At 61.2% G+C, this 21,241-nt stretch carries 23 protein-coding genes; 11 read left to right on the top strand and 12 right to left on the bottom strand.

Going from position 1 to position 21,241, the window contains the following annotated elements:
* Positions 1 to 161: 161 nt before the first annotated feature.
* Entirely contained in the window at positions 162 to 1,166 is a 1,005-nt protein-coding gene (locus tag GKC70_RS12055; RefSeq protein ID WP_342648760.1) for a DNA-binding protein, read from the top strand.
* Positions 1,167 to 1,203: 37 nt separating this feature from the next.
* A complete protein-coding gene (locus tag GKC70_RS12050) occupies positions 1,204 to 1,380 on the top strand; it encodes a DUF6021 family protein (RefSeq protein ID WP_342648759.1) in 177 nt (58 codons plus the stop codon).
* Positions 1,381 to 1,428: 48 nt separating this feature from the next.
* Here GKC70_RS12050 and GKC70_RS12045 read toward each other — a convergent pair whose 3' ends face one another.
* The gene (locus tag GKC70_RS12045; RefSeq protein WP_342648758.1) at positions 1,429 to 1,680 is read right to left on the bottom strand and encodes a hypothetical protein; all 252 of its coding nucleotides are present in this window, start codon (positions 1,678 to 1,680) and stop codon (positions 1,429 to 1,431) included.
* Positions 1,681 to 1,706: 26 nt separating this feature from the next.
* On the bottom strand, positions 1,707 to 2,207 hold the full coding sequence (locus GKC70_RS12040; protein WP_342648757.1) for a DUF4142 domain-containing protein: 501 nt from the start codon (positions 2,205 to 2,207) through the stop codon (positions 1,707 to 1,709).
* Positions 2,208 to 2,507: 300 nt separating this feature from the next.
* Between GKC70_RS12040 and GKC70_RS12035 the strand changes: the two genes are divergently transcribed.
* Both GKC70_RS12035 and dksA read left to right on the top strand, forming a co-directional pair.
* Complete coding sequence (locus GKC70_RS12035) at positions 2,508 to 3,845, top strand: dihydroorotase (protein WP_342648756.1); 1,338 nt, start codon at positions 2,508 to 2,510, stop codon at positions 3,843 to 3,845.
* 25 nt (positions 3,846 to 3,870) lie between these two features.
* Positions 3,871 to 4,278, top strand: a complete 408-nt coding sequence (gene dksA, locus GKC70_RS12030; protein ID WP_342648755.1) for an RNA polymerase-binding protein DksA — start codon at positions 3,871 to 3,873, stop codon at positions 4,276 to 4,278.
* Between the two features lie 6 nt (positions 4,279 to 4,284).
* Here dksA and GKC70_RS12025 read toward each other — a convergent pair whose 3' ends face one another.
* Complete coding sequence (locus tag GKC70_RS12025) at positions 4,285 to 4,998, bottom strand: MgtC/SapB family protein (protein WP_342648754.1); 714 nt, start codon at positions 4,996 to 4,998, stop codon at positions 4,285 to 4,287.
* A gap of 421 nt (positions 4,999 to 5,419) precedes the next feature.
* On the opposite strand from GKC70_RS12025, the gene GKC70_RS12020 reads away from it, so the two are divergent.
* From GKC70_RS12020 to GKC70_RS12005, 4 genes are all read left to right on the top strand, one after another.
* Complete coding sequence (locus tag GKC70_RS12020; protein WP_116888284.1) at positions 5,420 to 5,884, top strand: sterol desaturase family protein; 465 nt, start codon at positions 5,420 to 5,422, stop codon at positions 5,882 to 5,884.
* Between the two features lie 93 nt (positions 5,885 to 5,977).
* Complete coding sequence (locus GKC70_RS12015; protein WP_342648753.1) at positions 5,978 to 6,856, top strand: Dyp-type peroxidase; 879 nt, start codon at positions 5,978 to 5,980, stop codon at positions 6,854 to 6,856.
* Positions 6,857 to 7,070: 214 nt separating this feature from the next.
* The gene (locus GKC70_RS12010) at positions 7,071 to 7,241 is read left to right on the top strand and encodes a KGG domain-containing protein (RefSeq protein WP_029612636.1); all 171 of its coding nucleotides are present in this window, start codon (positions 7,071 to 7,073) and stop codon (positions 7,239 to 7,241) included.
* Between the two features lie 101 nt (positions 7,242 to 7,342).
* Positions 7,343 to 8,188 carry a Ku protein gene (locus GKC70_RS12005; RefSeq protein ID WP_342648752.1) on the top strand — a complete coding sequence of 282 codons (846 nt, stop codon included), beginning with the start codon at positions 7,343 to 7,345 and terminating at the stop codon, positions 8,186 to 8,188.
* 45 nt (positions 8,189 to 8,233) lie between these two features.
* On the opposite strand, the gene GKC70_RS12000 is transcribed toward GKC70_RS12005, so the two are convergent.
* Together GKC70_RS12000 and GKC70_RS11995 are read right to left on the bottom strand one after the other, a co-directional pair.
* On the bottom strand, positions 8,234 to 10,234 hold the full coding sequence (locus GKC70_RS12000; RefSeq protein ID WP_342648751.1) for a U32 family peptidase: 2,001 nt from the start codon (positions 10,232 to 10,234) through the stop codon (positions 8,234 to 8,236).
* Positions 10,235 to 10,358: 124 nt separating this feature from the next.
* A complete protein-coding gene (locus GKC70_RS11995; RefSeq protein WP_029612638.1) occupies positions 10,359 to 10,739 on the bottom strand; it encodes a RidA family protein in 381 nt (126 codons plus the stop codon).
* A 146-nt stretch (positions 10,740 to 10,885) separates the two neighbouring features.
* Between GKC70_RS11995 and GKC70_RS11990 the strand changes: the two genes are divergently transcribed.
* Both GKC70_RS11990 and GKC70_RS11985 read left to right on the top strand, forming a co-directional pair.
* Entirely contained in the window at positions 10,886 to 11,578 is a 693-nt protein-coding gene (locus tag GKC70_RS11990) for a tRNA (adenine(22)-N(1))-methyltransferase TrmK (RefSeq protein ID WP_342648750.1), read from the top strand.
* Between the two features lie 74 nt (positions 11,579 to 11,652).
* Positions 11,653 to 12,585, top strand: a complete 933-nt coding sequence (locus GKC70_RS11985) for a LysR family transcriptional regulator (RefSeq protein ID WP_342648749.1) — start codon at positions 11,653 to 11,655, stop codon at positions 12,583 to 12,585.
* Positions 12,586 to 12,604: 19 nt separating this feature from the next.
* On the opposite strand, the gene GKC70_RS11980 is transcribed toward GKC70_RS11985, so the two are convergent.
* The 6 genes from GKC70_RS11980 to GKC70_RS11955 all read right to left on the bottom strand — a co-directional run bounded on the left by GKC70_RS11980 (position 12,605) and on the right by GKC70_RS11955 (position 18,773).
* On the bottom strand, positions 12,605 to 12,916 hold the full coding sequence (locus GKC70_RS11980) for a hypothetical protein (protein WP_029612643.1): 312 nt from the start codon (positions 12,914 to 12,916) through the stop codon (positions 12,605 to 12,607).
* Between the two features lie 104 nt (positions 12,917 to 13,020).
* Positions 13,021 to 14,325, bottom strand: coding sequence for an MFS transporter (locus tag GKC70_RS11975; protein WP_342648748.1), 1,305 nt, complete (start codon positions 14,323 to 14,325; stop codon positions 13,021 to 13,023).
* Between the two features lie 323 nt (positions 14,326 to 14,648).
* Complete coding sequence (locus GKC70_RS11970; protein WP_342648747.1) at positions 14,649 to 14,861, bottom strand: hypothetical protein; 213 nt, start codon at positions 14,859 to 14,861, stop codon at positions 14,649 to 14,651.
* 234 nt (positions 14,862 to 15,095) lie between these two features.
* Positions 15,096 to 16,343 carry an IS256 family transposase gene (locus GKC70_RS11965; RefSeq protein WP_342648746.1) on the bottom strand — a complete coding sequence of 416 codons (1,248 nt, stop codon included), beginning with the start codon at positions 16,341 to 16,343 and terminating at the stop codon, positions 15,096 to 15,098.
* A 340-nt stretch (positions 16,344 to 16,683) separates the two neighbouring features.
* Positions 16,684 to 17,709: an IS110 family transposase gene (locus tag GKC70_RS11960; RefSeq protein WP_342648745.1), complete on the bottom strand. Its 1,026-nt coding sequence runs from the start codon at positions 17,707 to 17,709 to the stop codon at positions 16,684 to 16,686.
* A gap of 281 nt (positions 17,710 to 17,990) precedes the next feature.
* Positions 17,991 to 18,773 carry a hypothetical protein gene (locus GKC70_RS11955; protein ID WP_342648744.1) on the bottom strand — a complete coding sequence of 261 codons (783 nt, stop codon included), beginning with the start codon at positions 18,771 to 18,773 and terminating at the stop codon, positions 17,991 to 17,993.
* A 238-nt stretch (positions 18,774 to 19,011) separates the two neighbouring features.
* On the opposite strand from GKC70_RS11955, the gene GKC70_RS11950 reads away from it, so the two are divergent.
* On the top strand, positions 19,012 to 20,262 hold the full coding sequence (locus tag GKC70_RS11950) for a hypothetical protein (protein ID WP_342648743.1): 1,251 nt from the start codon (positions 19,012 to 19,014) through the stop codon (positions 20,260 to 20,262).
* A 114-nt stretch (positions 20,263 to 20,376) separates the two neighbouring features.
* Here GKC70_RS11950 and GKC70_RS11945 read toward each other — a convergent pair whose 3' ends face one another.
* Positions 20,377 to 21,225 (bottom strand): DUF1989 domain-containing protein, encoded by an 849-nt coding sequence (locus GKC70_RS11945; protein WP_342648742.1) that lies wholly within the window; start codon positions 21,223 to 21,225, stop codon positions 20,377 to 20,379.
* Between the last annotated feature and the right edge of the window lie 16 nt (positions 21,226 to 21,241).

The raw sequence follows: 21,241 nt of genomic DNA, 5'->3' as shown, positions 1-21,241 counted from the left end.
TTTCGTACGCCTGCCGCGCCTGGGAGCGCGTTCGCACACCCTCACATTCGATAACCCGTGATTATTGAATGTATTCGTATCAGGAATTGAGGTGGAATAATCTTGATTTATGGTATGTAATTACATGGTACGTAATACATTACGAAATCGTAGGAGTCATCATGGCCCGTGGAGGCATCAATAAGGCGGTGGTGCAGCAGGCGCGTCAGGCTCTCATCGCCAGGGGCGAGCATCCCAGCATCGATGCCGTCCGTATCGAGCTCGGCAATACCGGGTCCAAGACCACCATTCACCGTTATTTGAAAGAGCTGGATGCGCAGTTGCCCGCGCAAAGTGCCCCGGTGCTGGGTGAGACGTTAGGCCGCTATGTGCAGCAGCTTGCAGACCAACTCAATGAGGAGGCCGAGGCCCGCGTTGCCCTGGCTCAGGCTGGGTTCGATGCCCAAATCGAACAGATGCGGACACAACTGAGTTTGGCCGAGCAAGCGCTTGTAGCCGCCGATCAGCAACGGCAGATCAAGGCCAGCGCGTTGCAGCGTCAGTCCGAGCAGCTCGAGACGGCACTGGCCAGCCTTCAGAGCGAGCAACTGCGCAGCGCCAGCCTCAACCAGTCTCTGGGCGAGCTCCAGGTACGCCTCGACGACAAGATCGAACAGATCCGCTCACTCGAAGACAAGCACCGCAATGCCCGCGATGCCTTGGAGCATTACCGCAGCGCCAGCCGTGAGCAGCGCGAGCAGGATCAACGTCGCCATGAAGCGCAGGTGCAACAATTGCAGGTGGAATTGCGCCAGATGCAGCAGGGGATGGTGGTACGCCAGGAAGAACTGACCCGGCTGCACCGCGACAATGAGCGGTTGTCAGTCGAGAATCGACAGCAACAGGCGCAGGGCAAGCAGCTCGATGAACAACTGGAGCAGCGCGACGCCCAGGTCCAGGGACTGCGCTCGATCCTGGCTCAGGCCCAGGGCGCCAGCGAAGAGTTGCGCCGGCAGTGGGATATTGATCGTCAGGCCTTGGAAAGCCAGCGTGAGTTGACTCTTGAGCAGGTACGCCTGGTCGAACGGCTACAAGATCGGCTGACGCTCAGCGAAGCTCGATCTGCGCAACCCGCCCTGGCCGCCGAGGAGCGTGAGAAGCAGATAAATCAAACTTCCCCGCCGTGACAGGCTCTTCCATAGACACGTTCGAGGAGAGCAGAAGATGAGTGCACATAAAACTCCTTCACATCACAATGAAGGGCCGCATTCTTCAGAAGGGAGTTCTGGGGAAACCGATCTTGACTTCGATCCGGATTCACCGGATCTGGAAGATCCTCAGGTAGACCCCATAGGTAAGGCCATTGCGCCTAAGGATCATGAAAAGAAAGACCACCAATGACGCGACGAGCCTCGGCGCTGCGCAGGCAGCCACCGAGGCTCTACGCCTTCAGCCTTCCAGTTTCTTCGCCGCCTCTACGCCGGCGCTGGATAGCTTGATGGGGTAGCTGACATCCACTGGCTGATCAGCATCGACGCTGACGCAGCCGTCATGGATCAACCCCTCTTCTTGCAACGACTTGAGCATCCCGGCGACAGCCATCTCGCCGCGGTAGTTGTCCAGGATCTCCTTACCCAAGCCGTGAGGGTGGGCGTGTCGCAACCGGGTCAGCACCTCGGCGCGCAGGTCATCGTCACTCATATCAAACCTCTTTGATTACCGGTGAATCATTTGCCGTGCTTGGTTTGCAGTTGCTTGGCTTCCTGCAGGTGCTTTTCCAGCGCAGGCAAGGTCTGAACGGCAAAGGCCTTCAGCTCGGCCTTGTCGGAGGATTGAGCCTCCTTCTTGTACAACTCCACGGCTTTTTCGTGTGCAGCGACCTGATTGTTGACGTAGGACTTGTCAAACGACTCATCACGCCATTCCAGGATCACTTTCTTGATCTTGTCGGTCAGCGCAGCGTCATCCGGCACCTTGATGTCCAGTTTGCCCGCCAACTCGGTCAACTGCTGATTCACTTTGGTGTGATCGGTGACCATCTGCTGAGCGAAGGTCTTGATATCGGCGTCCTTGCTCTTTTCCAGCGCCAAGTTGCCGGTGACCACTTCCGCGATACCTGCCTCTACGGCAGCATCGACGAAATCGTCCGAGCTGGCGGCCATTGCTTGTACCGAGGCCAGTCCCATGGCCATGCACAGTCCGGCTCGCTTGAGGAAGAGATTGCTCATGTGTCACTCCTTATCCGTGGGCGCGACGTCAGTGTCGCGTTCGGTTGAGCCACGGCCGGTGGAGAAAGTTTGATTTATCTCGCTTTTTTTCAGGCGCCATTGGGGTGGGAGGGGCGGGCTGCTTTCGGTGCCGTCAAGGCGGACACCGAGAATGCAGTTGCAATTTAAGTGTTATAACGTAACATTTATCTCGATTCTTCTTTCAGGATTTCCGCGTGCGCTCTTTGCCTTTCATTCCTGCCTCACCCAATTCCTGCACCTGCCATCCAGGCGCAGCATTTGTCCTGATCGGGTGCTGACATGGCCGATCTAATGATACGCAACGCTCGCTTGATCAACGAGGGCCGCGTCTTCGAAGCCGACGTGCAGGTGACCCATGGACGCATCGACAAGATCGCCACGAGCATCGATGGCGCCTGTGCCAAGCAGGAAATCGACGCCCAGGGTCAGTGGTTGATGCCTGGGATGATCGACGACCAAGTCCATTTTCGCGAGCCCGGAGCCGCGCACAAAGGCACGATGGCCAGCGAATCGCGGGCGGCGGTGGCGGGCGGCATTACCAGCTTCATGGACATGCCCAACACCCTTCCGGCCACGTTGAGCCTTGCTGCGTTGGCCGATAAGAAGCGTCGCGCCGCCGCCACTGCCCAGGCCAACTATGGATTTCATTTCGGTGTCAGCTGCGACAACCTTGACACCGTCGCTGCGCTCGATCCCCGAGAAGTCGCCGGGGTCAAAGTGTTCATGGGCGCCTCCACCGGCAACATGCTGGTCGATGACCCGCAGGTGCTCGAGCGCTTGTTCCGCGACTGCCCGACCATCCTGCTGGCGCATTGCGAGCACACCCCCAGCATCCTCGCCAATGAAGCGCGCTGGCATGCCAGCCATGGTGAGGCGATCCCGGCGGCGGCGCATCCGTTGATCCGCGACGCCGAGGCATGCTACCGCTCATCTTCCATGGCCGTGGCCATGGCGCGCCGACTGGGGACACGCCTGCATGTACTGCACCTGACCAGCGCACGCGAGTTGGCACTGTTCAGCACAGGCGCGCTGAGCGACAAACGCATCACTGCGGAGGTCTGCCTGCATCATCTACTGTTCGATGACCGCGACTATGACCGACTGGGCCATCTGATCAAATGCAACCCTTCGATCAAGACCCGGGCAGACCGCGACGCGCTGCGCCAGGCACTGGCCAGCGATGTAATCGACGTCATCGGTACCGATCATGCGCCCCATACCCTGGAAGACAAACAGCGCCCTTACAGCCAGGCGCCTTCAGGACTGCCGCTGGTGCAGCACGCATTGCCGGCAGCGCTGGAGTTGGTGGCCGATGGCGTGTTGAGCTTGCCAAAGCTGGTGGAGAAGACCAGTCACGCAGTGGCCAGGCTATTCGGTATTCGCGAGCGCGGTTTCCTGCGCGAGGGGTATTGGGCGGATCTGGTATTGGTCGAGAAACTGGCCACGCCGCGTCCGGCCATTGATGACCCGGTGCTGGCCCACTGCGGCTGGACGCCGTTCCAGCACCATGCCTTCCGCCATGTGGTGCGCAGCACAGTGGTGTCGGGGCAACTCGCCTGGCACCAGGGGCAGGTGCAGCCGGGCTGCCAAGGGCTGCCATTGATGTTTGATCGATGATCCATTTCTTCTACGAGCGTGTCCCATGACTGAAGAAGAGTTGCTTGCACAGGCACCAGAAGCCTACATGAATGAACCCCAGCGTCAGTTCTTCCGCAACCTGTTGCTGGCGCAGCGTACCGATCTGCAGGCACGCATCGAGCAGGAGTTTCGCGCGTTGCGCGAGCAGGAGGTGCACAGCGATCCAGCTGATCTGGGCAGCGCCGAAGAGGAAAGGCAGTGGCAACTGCGCTCTCTGGAACGGGAAAAACGCCTGCTGGACAAGATCGACCAGGCGCTTGAGCGCCTGGTGCGCGGCGACTATGGCTGGTGCGACGAAACCGGCGAGCCGATCGGGTTGCGCCGCCTGCTGCTGCGTCCCACGGCCACCTTGTCCATCGAGGCCAAGGAGCGCCAGGAACTGCGCGAGCGTCACCTGCGCGACGACTCTTGATACGCCCTAGTCGGTCAGCACCGGCTGTACGTGGCGCTGCCACCGCACCGCGCTGACGCCTTTCTCCAGGCTCACCCGGCTGACCAGGCGTTCCAGTTGGGCGGGCGCCTGGGGCGAGCCGAGCAACTCGGCGCGGACCTCAAGACGTTGTGCGTCGGGCAAATCTTCGCTGTGCAGCGACTGCAGACGCAGCCCAGGGTCGTTCAGGCTGTGCAGCATCAGGCTGCGCACTTGAATCTCGTCTTCGGTGCGGCAGACGATGCGCACTTCGAAGTGTTGCTCGACTTCGCTGGCCGGAACCATGTCCTGGCGGTCGAGGCGTTGGGCGATCTCACGCAGCAGGATGTTCGCGCACAGCACCGTCAGGCTGCCCAAGGTGGCTTCCAGCAGCAGACCGAGGCTGCACAGCACACCGATGGCGGCGGTGCACCAGAGCGTGGCAGCGGTGTTCAGGCCGCGCACGTTGAAGCCGTCGCGCATGATCACGCCGCCGCCCAGAAAGCCGATGCCCGACACCACGTAGGCGGCGATGCGCGACGCGTCGCTGGGCGCCATGCCTGGCACCGCCTGGGTCATCAGCACGAACAGGCAGGCGCCGGTGCTGACCAGCGCGTTGGTGCGCAGGCCGGTCAGACGCTGGCGCAGTTGACGTTCGGCGCCGATCAGGGCGCCCAGAGCGAGTGCTACGCCGACGCGCAGCAGAAAAACTTTCCAATCCATAGCAAACCTCTTTCCACGGGCCAATGCCCGCACGCGCGTCACTGGCGGCAGTGACGCCGATGAAATGAATGAGTGCGCAGGACCACAGTGCTCGCCAGCAGCAGCCGGCTGAGTGGAAGGAGAAGGGGATGAGCCTGTACAGGCATCAGGGGCCGCTATCTACCGTGTTCGGCAAGACAGCGGCAGGAATACTGCCGGACTAGCTTGCCGTGTGGACCTGTCGCAATCGACTGGGGCTACTGTCCAATGCAGGACTCCTGTTGGGGATGCGAAATTGCGCGGCGGACATTACCCCGAGCCAAGCGATCGATCAAGGGCAGATCGATGACAATTGCTTCATCGCTGAACTCTCCTACCGATTTCGAAGGCCTGTCCGGCGGTGGTAATCTTGCGCCATTCGTTTTTCACGCCGGACCGTCACATGCTGTTCAACATCGCCGTGCTGCTCGCCACCCTCGTGGCCATGGAGGGTGTCGGCACCTTGGCCCACAAATACATCATGCACGGCTGGGGCTGGTGGTTGCATCGATCGCATCATCGACCGCACCTGGGGATGCTCGAGACCAACGACTTCTACCTGCTTGCCCTGGCGTTGGTTGCGACCGCCCTGGTGGCTTTAGGCAAGGCCGGCTACCCACCGTTGCAATGGGTGGGTGGCGGTGTCGCAGGCTACGGCCTGCTCTACGTGGTGGCTCACGATGGCCTGTTCCACCGGCATTGGCCACGCCATCCCCGGCTCCTCCAGCCCTACCTGAAGCGGCTGTACCGCGCCCATCGCCTGCACCATGCGATCAAGGAGCGCACAGGCAGCGTATCGTTCGGTTTCTTCTATGCACCGCCTTTCGAGGCGCTCAAGCGCCAGTTGCGCGAGCGTCGGCGTGACTGAACGGTGCACCTGTGTCCGGGCGGCGACACGTCGCGTTGCGGGCGCCCGCCAGGCGCAGTAGGATTCGCGCTTTTGCCGAAGGATTAGCTCGTCATGCCGTTCCAGCAAGGTCTGCTCGCCACCCCGGTACCGGTCCACGCCCGTCACTTGTTCTTCGCCCTGCAACAGATCGATGCCGCTGCGGCGGCACTGGAAGCGCTGCTGGGCGAGGTCGATGGGCGCAGCCTGATCGTCGGCATTGGCCTGCCGTTGAGCAAAGCCCTGGGCCGCGACATACCGGGCCTGTGCAGCTTCCCGCAATTGGACGCGGTGGTGGAAAACCCCTCCACTCAGCATGCCCTGTGGTTGTGGTTGCGCAGCGACGAGCGTGGCGACCTGTTCCTGCGCGCTCAAGCACTGGAACAGACCCTGGCGCCGGCCTTCACCTTGGTGGACAGCGTCGACGGCTTCCTGCATCGCGGCGGACGCGACCTGACCGGTTACGAAGATGGCACCGAGAACCCGCGAGACGAAGAGGCCGTGGAGGCGGCAATCGTGGCATCGGAGGCCGGCGATATGGCCGGGTCCAGTTTCGCGGCGTTCCAGTTGTGGAAGCATGATCTGACCTACTTCAAATCGCTGCCGCAGCCCGAGCAGGACGACATTATTGGTCGACGCCTGAGCGATAACGAGGAACTGGACGAGGCGCCGGAATCGGCCCACGTCAAGCGCACGGCGCAGGAAAGCTATGCTCCGCAAGCGTTCATGGTGCGTCGCTCGGTGTCCTGGGCCGACACCCGGGGCGCAGGGCTGGCCTTCGTTGCCTTGGGGCGTTCCTTCGAGGCGTTCGAGGCTCAGCTGCGGCGTATGAGTGGTTTAGAAGATGGCGTCGTCGATGCTTTGTACCGCTTCAGTCGACCGCTGACGGGTGGCTATTACTGGTGCCCACCCATGGGCTGTGCCGGACTGGACCTGCATCGGCTGATCGACTGAGCGTCCCCCCATACAGGGCGCCGCACCCAGGCGGTGCCCTCTAAACGACTTCATCTCCAGGCACAAAGCTGCCGCACCAAATACCCCGCCTTGCACCTTTAGCGCCGCCGGTCCGCTAGCCTGCCAATAAAACGAATCGCCCGTTTTCGGCGCACTCCGAACCTATGTACGGCGCACGACCGTGCACATCCCACAGCCCAAGAGGTGCAAGACCATGGCCAATAACCAGAGCAAGACTGGCAGTCAGGGTGGTACCAAGAATCCTGGCAACTTCGCCAATGACCGGGAAAAAGCGTCTGAGGCCGGACGCAAGGGTGGACAGCACTCCGGTGGCAGTTCCGGTGGCAAGAAAGACGACATGAGCCACAAGGGCGGTCGTTCCTGAGGTGCTGGGCAGTGCCGGTGCCTCCGGCACTGCCGCAGTTCATCGTCGTATGTTTTGCTCACTGGCAGGTGCTACTGCCGGTTTGGCGACAGGAGTCGTAGATGGCCCGTGCAATCTGGAAAGGCGCGATCAGTTTTGGGTTGGTGCATATCCCTGTGTCTTTGAAGACCGCCGTACGCAGCGAGCGCATCGACTTCGACTGGCTCGACAAGCGCAGCATGGAGCGGGTCGGCTACAAGCGGATCAACAAAGTTACCGGCAAGGACATCGACAAGGCAGAGGTGGTCAAGGGCGTCGAGTACGAGAAAGGCCACTACGTAGTGATCAGCGAAGAAGAAATTCGTAAGGCTCGGCCTGAGGCGACCCAGACAATCGATATTTTTTCGTTCGTCGAAGCGAGCGAAATTCCTTTACAGCATCTCGATACCCCGTATTACCTGAGCCCTGATAAACGCGGCGGTAAGGTTTACGCGCTGCTGCGCGAGACGCTGGCCAGCACCGGGAAGGTTGCGCTGGCGACCGTGGTGCTGCACACCCGCCAGCATCTGGCCTTGATTCGACCGCTGGACGGGGCGCTGGTGTTGATGACCTTGCGCTGGCCAGACGAGGTTCGTAGCGTCGATGGCTTAGAGCTCGGTACCGGGGTCAAGGACGTCAAGCTGGATAAGAAAGAACGAGACATGGCCAAACGTCTAGTGGAAGACATGAGCGGCTCTTGGTCTCCCGATCAGTACCACGATGCGTTTCGCGACACGATCATGGAATTGGTGGCAGAGAAGGCCAAGAGGGGCAAGATCGCCAAGGTCCGCAAGGGCGATGGCGGCAAAGGCGAGAAGGGTGCGGACATTCTTGACCTGACCGAATTGCTCAGGCGCAGCCTTGCCGGCAAGGGTAAAGGCGCTCAGCCTCCCAAGAAACCGGCGAAGAAAACCCGCAAGGCGTCCTAGGTCGCCTTCAGGCGCAGATGTGCTCCGCGCCTGAGATCTTATGGGTCAGTGGGGCGCGCGGACGATGGTCTTGAGCAGATCCTCAGGACTGATGTGCCCGACTACAGCACCCACGGCACTGCCGGGTGAGGGCAGGTCGATGATATGGCCCTTCATGCGCCCGACGACATGCATTTCGCAGGGCTTGCAGTCGAACTTCAAGGTCAGCACCTCGTCGCCGTGCACCAGTTGCATCGGCGCCACCTTGGTGCGCACCCCGGTCACGCCTTTGGCCTGCTTGGGGCACAGGTTGAACGAAAAACGCAGGCAGTGCTTGGTGATCATTACCGGCACGTCACCATGCTCCTCGTGCGCCTCGAACGCCGCATCGATCAGTTTCACCCCGTGGCGATGGTAGAAGTCGCGCGCCTTCTGGTTATAAACGTTCGCCAGGAACGACAGGTGCGCCTCAGGATAGACCGGCGGCGGGGTGGTTTCGGCCTTGCGATAGCCGCGCGGATGCGCTTTGACGCGTGCGTCGGTTAGCGCCTCGATGGCCTCGCGGCGCAGGGCCTTGAGTTGCGAATTTGGAATGAAATAGGCCTGCGGCGCATCCAGTTCGACGGCCTCGGCGTGGTACTGGGTAGTGCCCAGTTGGCCCAGCAGATCATGCAACTGATCCAGTGCCTGTTGAGGCTTGTTGGCCGCACCGAAGGGCCCATCCAGCGCCACCTGCGCGGTGATGCCTTCTTCGCTGGTGACACTCAGTGCCAGGCGCTGCTCAGTGAGTACGGCCTGCCAGCGCACCGCGACTCGCCGTTCGGAGGACGTGCGCTGCAGGGCGTGCTGCCAGTTATGGTCCAGGTTGCGCGACAACGGGTGGTTGGGCCGCAGCTTGTGCAGGCCTTCAGGCATTTCGTTGGGCTCGACGCGATAACGGTAGCGAGCTTGGCCGTCCTCTTCGAACTCGCCACGGGGTTCGGCGATATTGGCGCGGAACCCCACCACCTCGCGCTTGACCAGCACGTTCAGGCCATCGCCATTGGTCAGCGGCACCTCAGTCACGACCATCAGGTCGCGCTTGCCGACTTTCTCCACCACCCCCACCGGCAGGCCGGTAAAGGTCGGCGAGTCGAAGGCGCCGATGTCGATCTTGCGGTCGCTGACGAAGTAGTCGGTGCTGCCGCGGTGGAAGGTCTTGTCCGGGTCGGGCACGAAGAAGTGCTGGGTCCGACCGCTGGACGCGCGGGCCAGGTCAGTGCGGTCTTCGAGGATCGCATCCAGCTCGCGGCGGTAGTGGGCCGTGATGTTCTTCACGTACCCCATGTCCTTGTAGCGCCCCTCGATTTTGAACGAGCGCACGCCGGCGTCCACTAGATCACGCAGGTTAGCGGTCTGGTTGTTGTCCTTCATCGAGAGCAGGTGTTTTTCGAAGGCGACCACCCTGCCTTGGTCGTCCTTGAGCGTATACGGCAGGCGGCAGGCCTGGGAGCAGTCGCCACGGTTGGCGCTGCGCCCGGTCTGGGCGTGGGAGATGTTGCACTGTCCCGAGAACGCCACGCACAGCGCGCCATGGATGAAGAATTCGATCGCCGCATCGGTTTCGGCAGCAATGGCGCGGATCTGTTGCAGGTTCAGCTCACGGGCCAGGACCAGTTGCGAGAAGCCGGCCTGGTCGAGGAACTTGGCCCGCTCCAGGGTGCGGATGTCGGTCTGGGTGCTGGCATGCAGCTCGATCGGCGGAATGTCCAGTTCCATGACGCCCAGGTCCTGCACGATCAGCGCATCGACGCCGGCGTCGTACAACTGGTGGATCAGCGCACGGGCCGGCTCCAGTTCGTTGTCGTGAAGAATGGTGTTGATCGTGGTGAACACCCGCGCATGGTAGCGCCGGGCGAACTCGACCAATTCGGCGATATCGGCGACCTCGTTGCACGCATTGTGCCGCGCACCGAAGCTCGGGCCGCCGATGTAGATGGCATCGGCGCCATGCAGGATCGCCTCGCGGGCAATGGCCACGTCGCGGGCAGGGCTGAGCAGTTCCAGGTGGTTCTTCGGAAGGGACATATCGTTATGAGTTCGGGCTGGCACGGTTTGGCCGGCATTGTAGCGGCGAAACGGGCCGCTGGCACCCTTGGCTGCCGGAAGGCAGGCGCCTGGGGCGTGGCGCCTGCGCGGCTTGAGTGCGGTGTCAGCCCTTGGCCGCCATCGCAGTGACTTCCACCTTCATCCCTTCGAACGCCAGCGCCGCCACGCCGACAGCGGCGCGCACGGGCCAGGGTTTGGCGAAGAAACGCTGGTATACCTGGTTGAAGACCGCGCGATCGGCCATGTCGGTCAGGTAGATGGTCAGGTGCAGCACGCGGTCCATCGAGCTGCCGGCGCCCTCGAGCGCATCCTTGAGTGCCTGCAGGGTGCACTCGCATTGGGTGACGATGTCGCCCAGTTCCAGCTCGCCGTCGGCGCGCACGGGAATTTGCGTGGTGACCAGCACGCCGTTGAACTCGGCGACGTCGGAGGAAATGGACTCGGCGTCCGCATCGGGGGTGAAGGTGATACCTGTCTGAGCCATGGATGAATCTACCTTGCGCTGGACTAAAACAGGCAAGCCTACGCGAGCGTCACGAAAGGGTCGAGTCGGCTGCGTGCTACGAATGGCATTGAAATGACGAGGCTGGCACCGCAGAATCGCCGCGGATTTCAGGCAAGGGGTTGGCGTTGAACGAACTGACACTGTCGCAGCGGCTGGAACGCGTGGCGGCTTACATTGCACCGGGTGCGCGCCTGGCCGATATCGGCTCAGATCACGGGTATCTGCCGGTGGCCTTGGCGCTGCGCGGCGTACTCGAAGCGGCGGTAGCCGGCGAGGCTGCGGTCACGCCGTTCGAGTCGGCGCAGCGCAACGTCAAACGCAACGGCCTTGAGCACCGCGTCACGGTACGTCTGGCCGATGGCCTGGAGGCCATCGACGTCCATGACCGTATCGACACCGTCAGCCTGTGTGGCATGGGCGGCGAGACCATGGTCGAGATCCTGCAACGGGGCAAGGCGCGACTGCACGGGCGCGAGCGCCTGGTGCTGCAGCCCAACGGTGGCGAGCAACCGTTGCGGCAGTGGCTGATGGACAACCGCTACCGCATCGTGGCTGAAGAGGTGCTGCGGGAAAACCGCTTCGACTACGAGATCATCGTCGCCGAGCCTTCAGACCCGGTGATCTACAGCGCCCAGGAGTTGCTGTTCGGGCCACTGCTGATGCGTGAGAAGAGCGCAGCGTTCATCGACAAGTGGCGGCGCATGCGCCGTCAGCGGCAGATGGCCCTGGCCAATGTTGCCCGGGCCCGGGATGTGCCGCAGGACAAGGCGCGTCTATTCGCCTTGCACATCGAGTGGATCGAGCAACTGCTTGGCTGAATACCCTGGCCTGCGGCATCTCATGATAGATTCTCGCCCCCTGGGTAACGTTCGACCTCAAAGGATTGCCGACCATGGATATGCTGCATGCGATGCGCACCTTCGCCCGCGTGGTGGAGTGCGGCAGCTTCGCCGGTGCCGCCAATGCGCTGGACATCTCGGCGGCGCAAGTGTCGCGGATCGTCGCGGAGCTGGAGAAGCAGTTGCAGACCCGCTTGCTGCACCGCACCACCCGGCGCCTGCGCATGAGTGAGGCCGGGGAGCGCTTCCTCGAGCGTTGCCGGCAAATCATGTTGCTGACCGAAGAGGCCGTCGACGAAGCCCGGGGCGCCCACCTCACGCCGCGCGGACGGCTGCGGGTGCATTGCAGCCATGGTCTGGGCCTGCTGATGATGCCGCTGGTGGCGCGCTACAACGCCAGTTGCGCAGAAGTGGTGATGGAGCTGACGCTGTCCCAGCGCAACCCCGACCTGCTCGCCGAGGGGCACGATGTGGTGATCGCCATCGGCCAGGGCCTGCCGGATTCGCAACTGATCGCCATCCCGTTGGGCAGCATTTACAGCGTGCTCTGCGCCTCGCCCGACTATCTGGCTCGCCAAGGGATACCCAAGCAGCCCGAAGACCTGCACCAGCATATCTGCCTGCGCACGGTGGATCCGTTGTTCGAAGAAGACTGGCCCTTCGGTGAAGGGCCGGACGCGTGCGTGATCCATCCGCAGGACACCTTTCTGACCAACGTTGCAGACGCCATGGTCAAGGCTACTGAGCTGGGAATGGGGATTGGCTTGCTGCCTTATTACTCGGCCAGTCAGGCGTTGCAAAATGGCAAGTTGTTGCGACTGTTGGCGCCATATCGTCTGCGCCAGCGGGAGATCTACGCGATCTACCCTTCGCGGCACTATCTGGATGCCAAGGTACGAACCTGGCTGGACTTTCTCAAGGAACAACTGCCGCTGTTGTTCCAGGCCCATGAACAGCGGGTGGACGATCGCACCTGCTGGCGTTGATCGTCCACCGCCCAGATGCTTATTTGCTGTCCTGGTCCTCGGCGGCGCCACCAGTCACACCGGCGCCACTGCCGGTGGCTTCACCGGTGCTGCTGGAGCCTCCGGTGCTACCGTCAGCTGCACCCGCGCTGCTGGTATCGCTGCTGTCGTTATCACGCGTGCCACCTGGGTTGTTGACGCTGGTGCCGTTGCCAGGGGTCTTGCTTTTCTGGATTTCGGCGTTGGAGGCTGGGGCCTTGTGATCGGTGCTGTTCATCTCGCCGGCGGCGAAGGCAGCACTGGAGGTCAGGCCGATGGCCAGGGCGAGTAGGAGCGGACGCGTGCGAACCATGGTGAATCTCCTGTGGGTGATCGTCTTTCGTTCGGCTACCGAGCCGGGGCAGGGTGCCCGGTAGCCGACGAACGGTCGTGGTACGGGTCCACGACCTGACGCCTTCACGCCGTTTCGGTACGCGCGGGTGTAGCGCTCTCGCCGGTTACCGCGTCGACGATCGGCGGGTGGTCCTGGGCGGCGTGGATCAGCTCTTCGGTCATGCGCAGTTCTGCACCCGTCGGCGAGAACGTGGCCGTTGGTGCGAAAGGCGCCGGATGCTCCGGCGCCGGCCGCTTGCCACGACGCCACATGAAGAAGCTGACCATGGCCAGGTTGATCACGGCGAATGCCCAGAACAGACCATCCGCACCGTAGGAGGTCATCACCGGCGAGATGGCCAGCGGACTCATCGCCGAGCCCAACGAGTTGATCAGCAGCAGCCCCTGGATCATCGGCACCAGCGCGTCCATCGGCGCGCGGTCGGCGGCGTGGCTGACCGCCACCGGATACACCGCGAACACGCCGCCGCCGAACAGGAACAACACCGCCGGTAACCAGGGCGAGGACGAAGGCAGCAGCAAGATCACCACCGAGAGCACCACGCACAGCGCGCCCAGGGCGATCAGCACGTCCTGGCGGTCCTTGCGGTCCGACCAGCGTCCGACCGGATATTGCAGCAACATGGCGCCGAGGATCACCCAGGCCATCATGTGACCGACTTCCACCACATCCATGCCAATGCGTTGCAGGTACAGCGGCAGCAGGGCATACACCGCCGCGATGGCCACGCCCGAGCCGAAGCAGCCGACCAGCCCGCTGGGCGTCACGCCCAGCAGTTGCCGTGGTTTGAGCGGCTCGACCTGTTCGAGCAGCGGCGAGACCCGTGGCAGGATCACGATCGGCAGCACCGACAGCGCCGCGAGCATGCCGGCCACGGTGAAAGGTGCGCTGTCGCCGAGACTGACCAGGTCGCCGAGCAAGGCCTGGCCCAGCACGCCTGCGCCATACAGGGCGATCATGTACAAGGCCAGCAGGCGGCCACGGATCTTCGCATCCCCGGCCAGCAGCAGCCAGCTTTCGATCACCAGGAACACTCCGACCGTGGCCCAGCCGTTGAGCAGGCGCAGGGCGAACCAGCCCCAGGTGTCGACGAACAGACCTTGCAGCAGGATGGTGGCAGCGATCAGTGAGGCGAAGCTGCTGTAGGCGCGGATATGGCCGATGCGCAGGATCAGCCGGTCGTTGAAAACGGCGCCGAAGGTCAGGCCGATGAAGAAGCCGGAGGAGACGATACCGATCATCGTCGCCGATTCGCCGGTCTCGCCCAGGCGCAGGGTGGTCAGGGAGTAGAGCAGGCCATTGCCCAAGGCAATGATGAACAGTCCAAGCAGGGGTGCCAGCGCCATGGCCAGCAAACGCGGTGACATACGTACCTCAAGTGATCGATCAGCGGATGAGCCTTTTCGATCACACAGGCCAGGCCGGCCGTTGAAGGGGCGGGGCTGTGCGACGGTGCCAGGGTGGGGTGCGACCAGGGCAAGACTCAACCGCAGACTCGCGCAGGCGAGGTCGGGCGGGGTCGGTTGAGCCTGTGGCACATGGGCGATGTGGGTTAGGCGCAGACGTGGTCATTGCTGCCGGTGGCCACCGTACGAGGCGACTGGGCGAAAAGGGCGCGGCATTCTACGTCCTGGGCCGCGCGCTTGCCAAAGGCCGGCAGGTGCGACAGGACGCCGCACCTTATCCCGAATCAGGATGAGGGTTTAGCGGCCTTTTCCTGATGTTCAGCGCTGGAGGAGGATTCACGGGTAGCCAGAGCCTGGGTGGAGTCTTGGGCTTGTTGCTGTTGTTGCTGGGCCCAGCGGGCATGGTGTTCCTGCAGGCGTTCGGCGCCGCCTTCGGCCAGGGCGGTGGTCATGGTGGTGGCGGTCAGTAGGGCCAGGAGGTAGGGCAGGGATTTCATTTGGGTGGATCTCCGTCATCGATTTGGGTTTCAGGCCGGGTTTAGGGCCGATGGAGGGGATGATGGAGGGGTTGGATTTTCTCAGGATTAACAGGGGTGGGGTTTTGTGGCTGGTTTGGTTTTGGGTGATTACCCGGTGGCTTTGGTGGGGCTTAGTCACCTTTTCGCCCTTAGAGAGTGTCAGATTTTTTGTGTGCGGGCCGATAACGGCCTGCCGTCAGGCTGGCCATGCTTTTACCAGGTCGGCCTGATAAATCGATCTCCGTACAGCATCGCGAATTGATTCATCGCATTTTTCCAGTCATGGGCCGCTGAGCCCCAGTTTGCCGTGATGTTCCGCAGCCCCAGCCAGATCAGCTTGGTGGCGGCCTCATCCGTTGGGAAGTGACCACGCGTTTTGATGATCTTGCGTAGCTGGGCGTTGATGCTTTCGATCGCGTTGGTCGTATAGATCACTTTTCGAATGCCTGACGGGAAGACAAAGAATGGAATCACTCGATCCCAGGCTCTTCTCCATGCCGCAACTACCGTTGGGTACTGTTTGCCCCAAGGGCCGTTTTCAAAGGCATCCAGTGCCTGCTCAGCCGCCTCGGCGTTGATGGCCTGATAGATCGGCTTGAGCGCTTTGGCCAGATCACGACGCTTATCCCACGCTGCATAATCGAGACTGTTGCGGATCAAGTGGACGATGCATGTTTGCAGCGTGGTGGCCGGAAACACGGCGCTTAGCGCCTCTGGCATCCCTTTGAGGCCGTCGGTGACGGCGATCAGCACATCCTCAACGCCGCGCGTCTTGAGGTCATTGAAGACCTTCATCCAGAACTTCGCACCTTCGGTATTTTCGATCCAGATCCCGAGAATATCGCGCGTCCCATCGGGTAGAACGCCCAGCGCCAAGTAAATCGCTTTGTTGCGCACAAGGCCTTCTTCGCGAATCTTGACTCGTAGTGCATCAAAGAAAATGACCGGGTACATCGGCTCCAGCGGCCGCTGTTGCCACGCGCCGATTTCCTCCATCACCTCGGCCGTGACCGAACTGATGAAGTCATGCGAAACATCCGTTCCATACTGCTCGGAGAGGAATGCGCGAATTTCCCGAACGGTCATGCCTCGGGCATACATGGCGATGATCTTGTCATCGAAACCGGTATAACGGCGCTCGTGCTTGGGAATCAGGATGGGCGCAAAACTACCGTCTCGATCACGGGGGATATCCAGCCGCAGCGGCCCCTCTCCAGTCAGAACCGTCTTGCCAGTCCTGCCATTGCGCTGATTGGTTTCATCCTCTGGGCGCTGCGCGCCCGGCAGATACCCCAGGTGGTGACTGAGCTCGGCGTTCAAGGCCCGTTCGATCAACGCCTTCTTGAATGCCGCAGAGGCATCTTCGATAGCCTCCGCAGTCATCAGGCCCTCACCGAACTGCTCGAGCAGCTCCTTGGGGATTTTTGGTAGGTCACGCAGGGGTTTCTTCTTGGTTGGCATACATGCACCTCTTGCTCATGTTATGCCCGAACACAAAATTTCTGACATACCCCGCCCTTACGGCGACCCCCTTTTTTCTTGGAAAAATCTATGGTCACCCCCTTTTTTGCAATACTGATCATTGGGTGAAATGGATGGCTTGCGTAAATCTATCCGGCGTCGATTGGGCTGGTATCCCGCGCCACGATGAGTATTTGCACCTGGCGATCCTAATAAAGTAAGCGGCTTCTGAGAGCCAATTTTTCTTCCAGGATCATCGCCAGGCCGATCGGCCGTTTATTTCATCCGTTGTTCAGCTATCGCAAAACCTGATGGTAAAACTCGGTGCAGCACAACGGGGTCAGGCGTTCAGCGCGCCTGGCTCCGTTTCATATTGCGAGTGTCGAGTGGCAATGGCCCACGCGATGCGTGTCAGTTTGTTGGCCAACGCGCAGGTCACCACGTTGGAGTGGCGTCGTGTTGATAGCGTACGTACCCAGTCGGCCAATGGGCCACTCTGGTACTTCAAACGAAGCATGTAGACACGGGCGCAGAGCACCAGCAAATGCCGAAGGTTCTTGTCGCCACGTTTGCTGATTCCCAGCAAAGTCGGCTTGCCGCCGGTGCTGTATTGCCTGGGGACCAAGCCTACGGATGCTGCAAAATCACGACTGCTGCCGTACTGCCGAGCATCTCCCATTTCTACGGCCAGCAGGCTGGCGGTGATCGGCCCGACACACGGAATAGTCAGCAAGCGACTACCCAGATCATCGTCAGCCAGCTGGCTTGCCAGCTCTTCATCCAGCAGCTTGATCTGCTCGGTCAGGTAGACGAAGTGATCATGCAGGCGCTGCAGCAGTGCGACGAGGCGTACAGGCAGGTCGTGCTCTTCAAGCACTGAAGCGAGGCGTTTGATCACCGCCAGTCCCGTTGGCAGGCTGACGCCGAACTCGAGCAGGAAACCATGCATCTGGTTCACCGTTTTGGTCCGGTCGCGAATCAGTGATTCACGCATCCGATGAGAAACAGAGAGCGTCTGCTGCTCAGGCGATTTTGGCGTCACAAAGCGCATGGAAGGTCGGGAAGCGGCTTCACAGATGGCTTGCGCATCGACAAAGTCATTCTTGTTGCCCTTGACGAAAGGCTTAACGAACTGAGGTGAAATCAGCTTTGCTTCATGCCCTATCGCTTTGATTTCTCGCGCCAGGCAGTGTGAGCCGGCACAGGCCTCCATCACTACCGTGCAAGGGGGATGATTGGCCAGAAACCGCATCATCTGCGGCCTTGAACATTTTTTGCGCAACACTTCTTTGCCGGACTTTTCCTGGGCGTGTAGGTGGAAGGTATGTTTGCCGATGTCGATGCCGATCAGGGTCACGTTGCTCATGATGACGGTCTCCGAAGTAAAAACACCCTACGAAAGCGTACGCCTCGTAGGGTGCCGGGGTGACCATCTCATTAAGGGGGTCGCCGTAAGGGCGAAAAGGTGACTAAGCCTCACCAAAGCCAACGGATAATCACCCAGAGCCCAGAGCCCAGAGCCCAGAGCCCAGAGCCCAGAGCCCAGAGCTCAGAGCCCATGTGGCGCACCGCCGGCAGATCGCGGGGGTCGCTGGCGCAGACGCCCAGGTCCGCCACGCCACCGAACAGGACCTGCATATCTGCCCCTTAGCCACGCCGGGTCGCCGCGCAGCCACGCAGCACGGCTGCCAGCCCCAGGGTCAGCAGCACTGCCAAGCCGATGGCCAGCAGGAAGGTGAGGACGATACCCACATGCGCTAGCAGCCCGCCGAGGCTGAGGTAAAAGGCAATCACGCCGACGCCGCCGATGGCATTACCGCGGATCATGCCGGCCATAGTGAAGCGTCCGCCTTGAACATGCGAGAACACCACCAGCGGCCAGGCGATCACCGGAATCGGCGCGAGCATGCCGCTGACCGCCGGGCCCAGCCAGTGTGCCGCGCCCGTGGTGAGCATCAGCAGCGCTGTCGCGGCGACCATGCGCAGGGGAATCTCCCACCAGCGATGCCGAATCTGCGCCAACTCCGCCGGCCGCGGTTCCCGGGCCGTGGCCCAGACCAACAGCGCGATCAGCCCCAGCGCCAGGCCGATGGACAGCTGCAAGCCACCCCAGTGGGTGAGCGCATAGGACGCCACGGCATACAAGGCCAATGCCAGCATCGCCGAATGCGCGATTGCGAAACGGCGGCTGGCGAACAGGTAACAGGCGTAACTGCCTTGCACCGCCGCCAACCCGCCCAAAGCGCCGGGTACTGCATTCAGGGAAAAGGCCGTGCCCTGTTCCAGGCACAGGAACAGCATGACCAGCGCCGAGGTGATCGGCATGCCGGACAGCAAACCACCGAGCAGGCCGCCCCATCGCCGTGAGGCGAGGGAGACGGCCCACATCAGCAGCGGTGTGGCTACGAGCTTGAGGTAAAGGAGCGTCATGTCGAGCATCTGTCCGATGTGGGCCTATATAGCGACTGGGGCATACCTGCGGCCGCACATTGTCGACGATCCCTACTCTCGAACCAAGCCGCAATGATTCAATCATGAGTACTCACCGAGACCTGACATTTTTGTCAGTGGAGCCGCCCAGCAGCCATGCACTAATGTCGTGAAGGCTTTCGTAAAGATTGATAACAACAGCGCGCGCACCTCATCAAGTTCAACCGGAGGACATGGCATGAAAACAATACGCTCACGCTATCCGCATTATGCGGCCGTTGTGTCTACGACGCTTTTGATGCTACTGATGAGCGGATGGGCGCGCACGCAGACAGAAATGCCACTGCAGGCCTCGACTCAAGCGAATGTCAATTCACTGGAGCTCTATCGGCCGCGCTTTCCTGACTCCTCATCGAGCACTGTGGATGTGGAGGCGGTGGATAATGGAGTCACGATCAGCTTTCTTTATAAGCCCATGACCAAAGGCGATAGCGTCGGCCTGCGCTGGAAGGGCACCAGTCAATGGGATGCACAGGTTCAAACCGTCAACACACCGGGTCAACCGCTGCGGTTTGAAGTTCCTAAGCACGAAATCGTAAAGGATGTTGGAAAGACAGCAGTTGTCACTGCCAGCGTAGGCGCAGGCAATGACCCGCTGCTCATCTCTCCGCCTTTTAACGTCAGTGTCGTTCGAGGTGAAACACCGCCCGATAAGGGACAGGAAGTTGCCGCGCGCCTGAATGGCCGGTACAACGCCACCGCGCACAGCTGCCCAGGAAACTTACCCGCTTACTACTGCAATGGCATCATCATCCGTTCAGTTGACAATGGCAACTTCAACCCTTGGGATCCCAGTCCGACGGCCATAAAGTTGGGGGCGGTCTCTTTTTCCTACTTCCGTGTTGATTCCTATGTCAACAACTTCTACAGGAATGCAGGGTTCATATTCCTCCCACAGACCGAAGCCGCCGCGCAAGGAAAAGGGATGGAGTATTTATGTATCTACGCCTACGATGCTGGCACTATAGTCGGTACCCGGGCTGCGAAAGGCTGCGGTTTGAAGCCACGTACGGCACCTGCGACAGCCGACCTCAGCACCTGCGCCATTAAGAATGCGACCACCGTGTCAAACTGGTATGCATTCACCAAAACCATTCCCAATCGTGACTTTCAATGCTCATTGAGTACGCAAGATGCCGCGCAGTTCGCAGTCAGCTATCAAGTGCGCGCTAACCGCCCCGGGAATATGGAGGCACTGTGGAATGAGATGATGGTCAACCTGTGGCCACAGAACGACGGCGCGAACTTACCGATCGAGGCGTTCTTCTACAAAGTGGGCAATACCATTTCACTCAACGATGCCAAGATATTCCAGACCAAGTTCAAGAATGCGACAGGAAAATGGGTACCGGTGATTGCTCTGGACCTCAATAAGGTCTCAGGCTCACCGTTCAGCTATAGTAGCGCCAATCAAGCCGTTCAGCCTTGAGCGGCACTCGCCGATGACAGGGCTGCCCGATAGCTGCCCCGTCATCTGTTGACGCGCCCCCACTGTACTGACTGCGGACTAGGCGATGTTGGAAACACAGCGACGTTTAGCCGATCACTCCCACTCGGCCTTGGCAATCGCCAGCCCGTGCATGCCTTCGTAGCTTGCGCGCTTGGGCTGCGTCCAGCCTTCCAGCAAGCTGTTCTCAAGGGCGTAGATTTCCACCCCCAGCGGCCGGCAGACCGACAGCGGATCCTGGGCTTCGGGTCCCCACATCGGCAGCGACAGGTCGCCGCCCGGGCAGGTCGACAACGCGCACAGCACATCGATTTCGGCAAAGAACTCCAGATAGTCGCCTTGCTTGGCCGGGCAGGCTTTCATGAAGTACATGTCGTCATGGTTCAGGCCCGTGCACTGGAAGATGTTCAGTACATCGTGCACGTCGAACTCGGTCAGGCCATGGGGCAGCACGGCGCGGGTCAGGTTGGAATGGCAGTGATGGTGGAAATTCTCGCCGGTGAGCATCTTGTTCACGTAGGGGTCGCAGCGGGTGCCGAGCAGGTCGTGGACGCGTCCGCCGTGTTCGTCGACGCCGTAGTCGGCCAGGCTGTCGTCGGTGATGGTCACCAGCGGACGCAGGAACGGCAGGTTCGACCACAGGCGGTCGTAGGTGGTGACGTGGGCGCCCTGCAACTGGCGGGTGCGCGCTGCCCACAGGCGCTCGCGCGGATCGTGGGCGTTCCAGATGTTGAAGTCGCCGACCTGCGGGCCGACGGGGGTGGTGACGCGAAACACGTGACCGGCTGGCACTTTCCAGGCCCGGCCGGTGCGGATCGGCACGTCGAACTGTTCGATCAAGGTGCGTGCATCCTGACGCTCGCGCACGCGGTCGTAGAAGGCCTTGTCCACTTGCAGGGCGGCGCCTTTGCTGACTTGGTAGGCTGCGGGGTAATCCTTGTACATGGGTAAGTCTCCGGTT

Source organism: Pseudomonas sp. REB1044, assembly GCF_038813925.1.
In the GTDB taxonomy this organism is placed as follows: Bacteria; Pseudomonadota; Gammaproteobacteria; order Pseudomonadales; family Pseudomonadaceae; genus Aquipseudomonas; species Aquipseudomonas boreofloridensis.
This window is presented reverse-complemented; position numbering and strand designations above follow the sequence as displayed.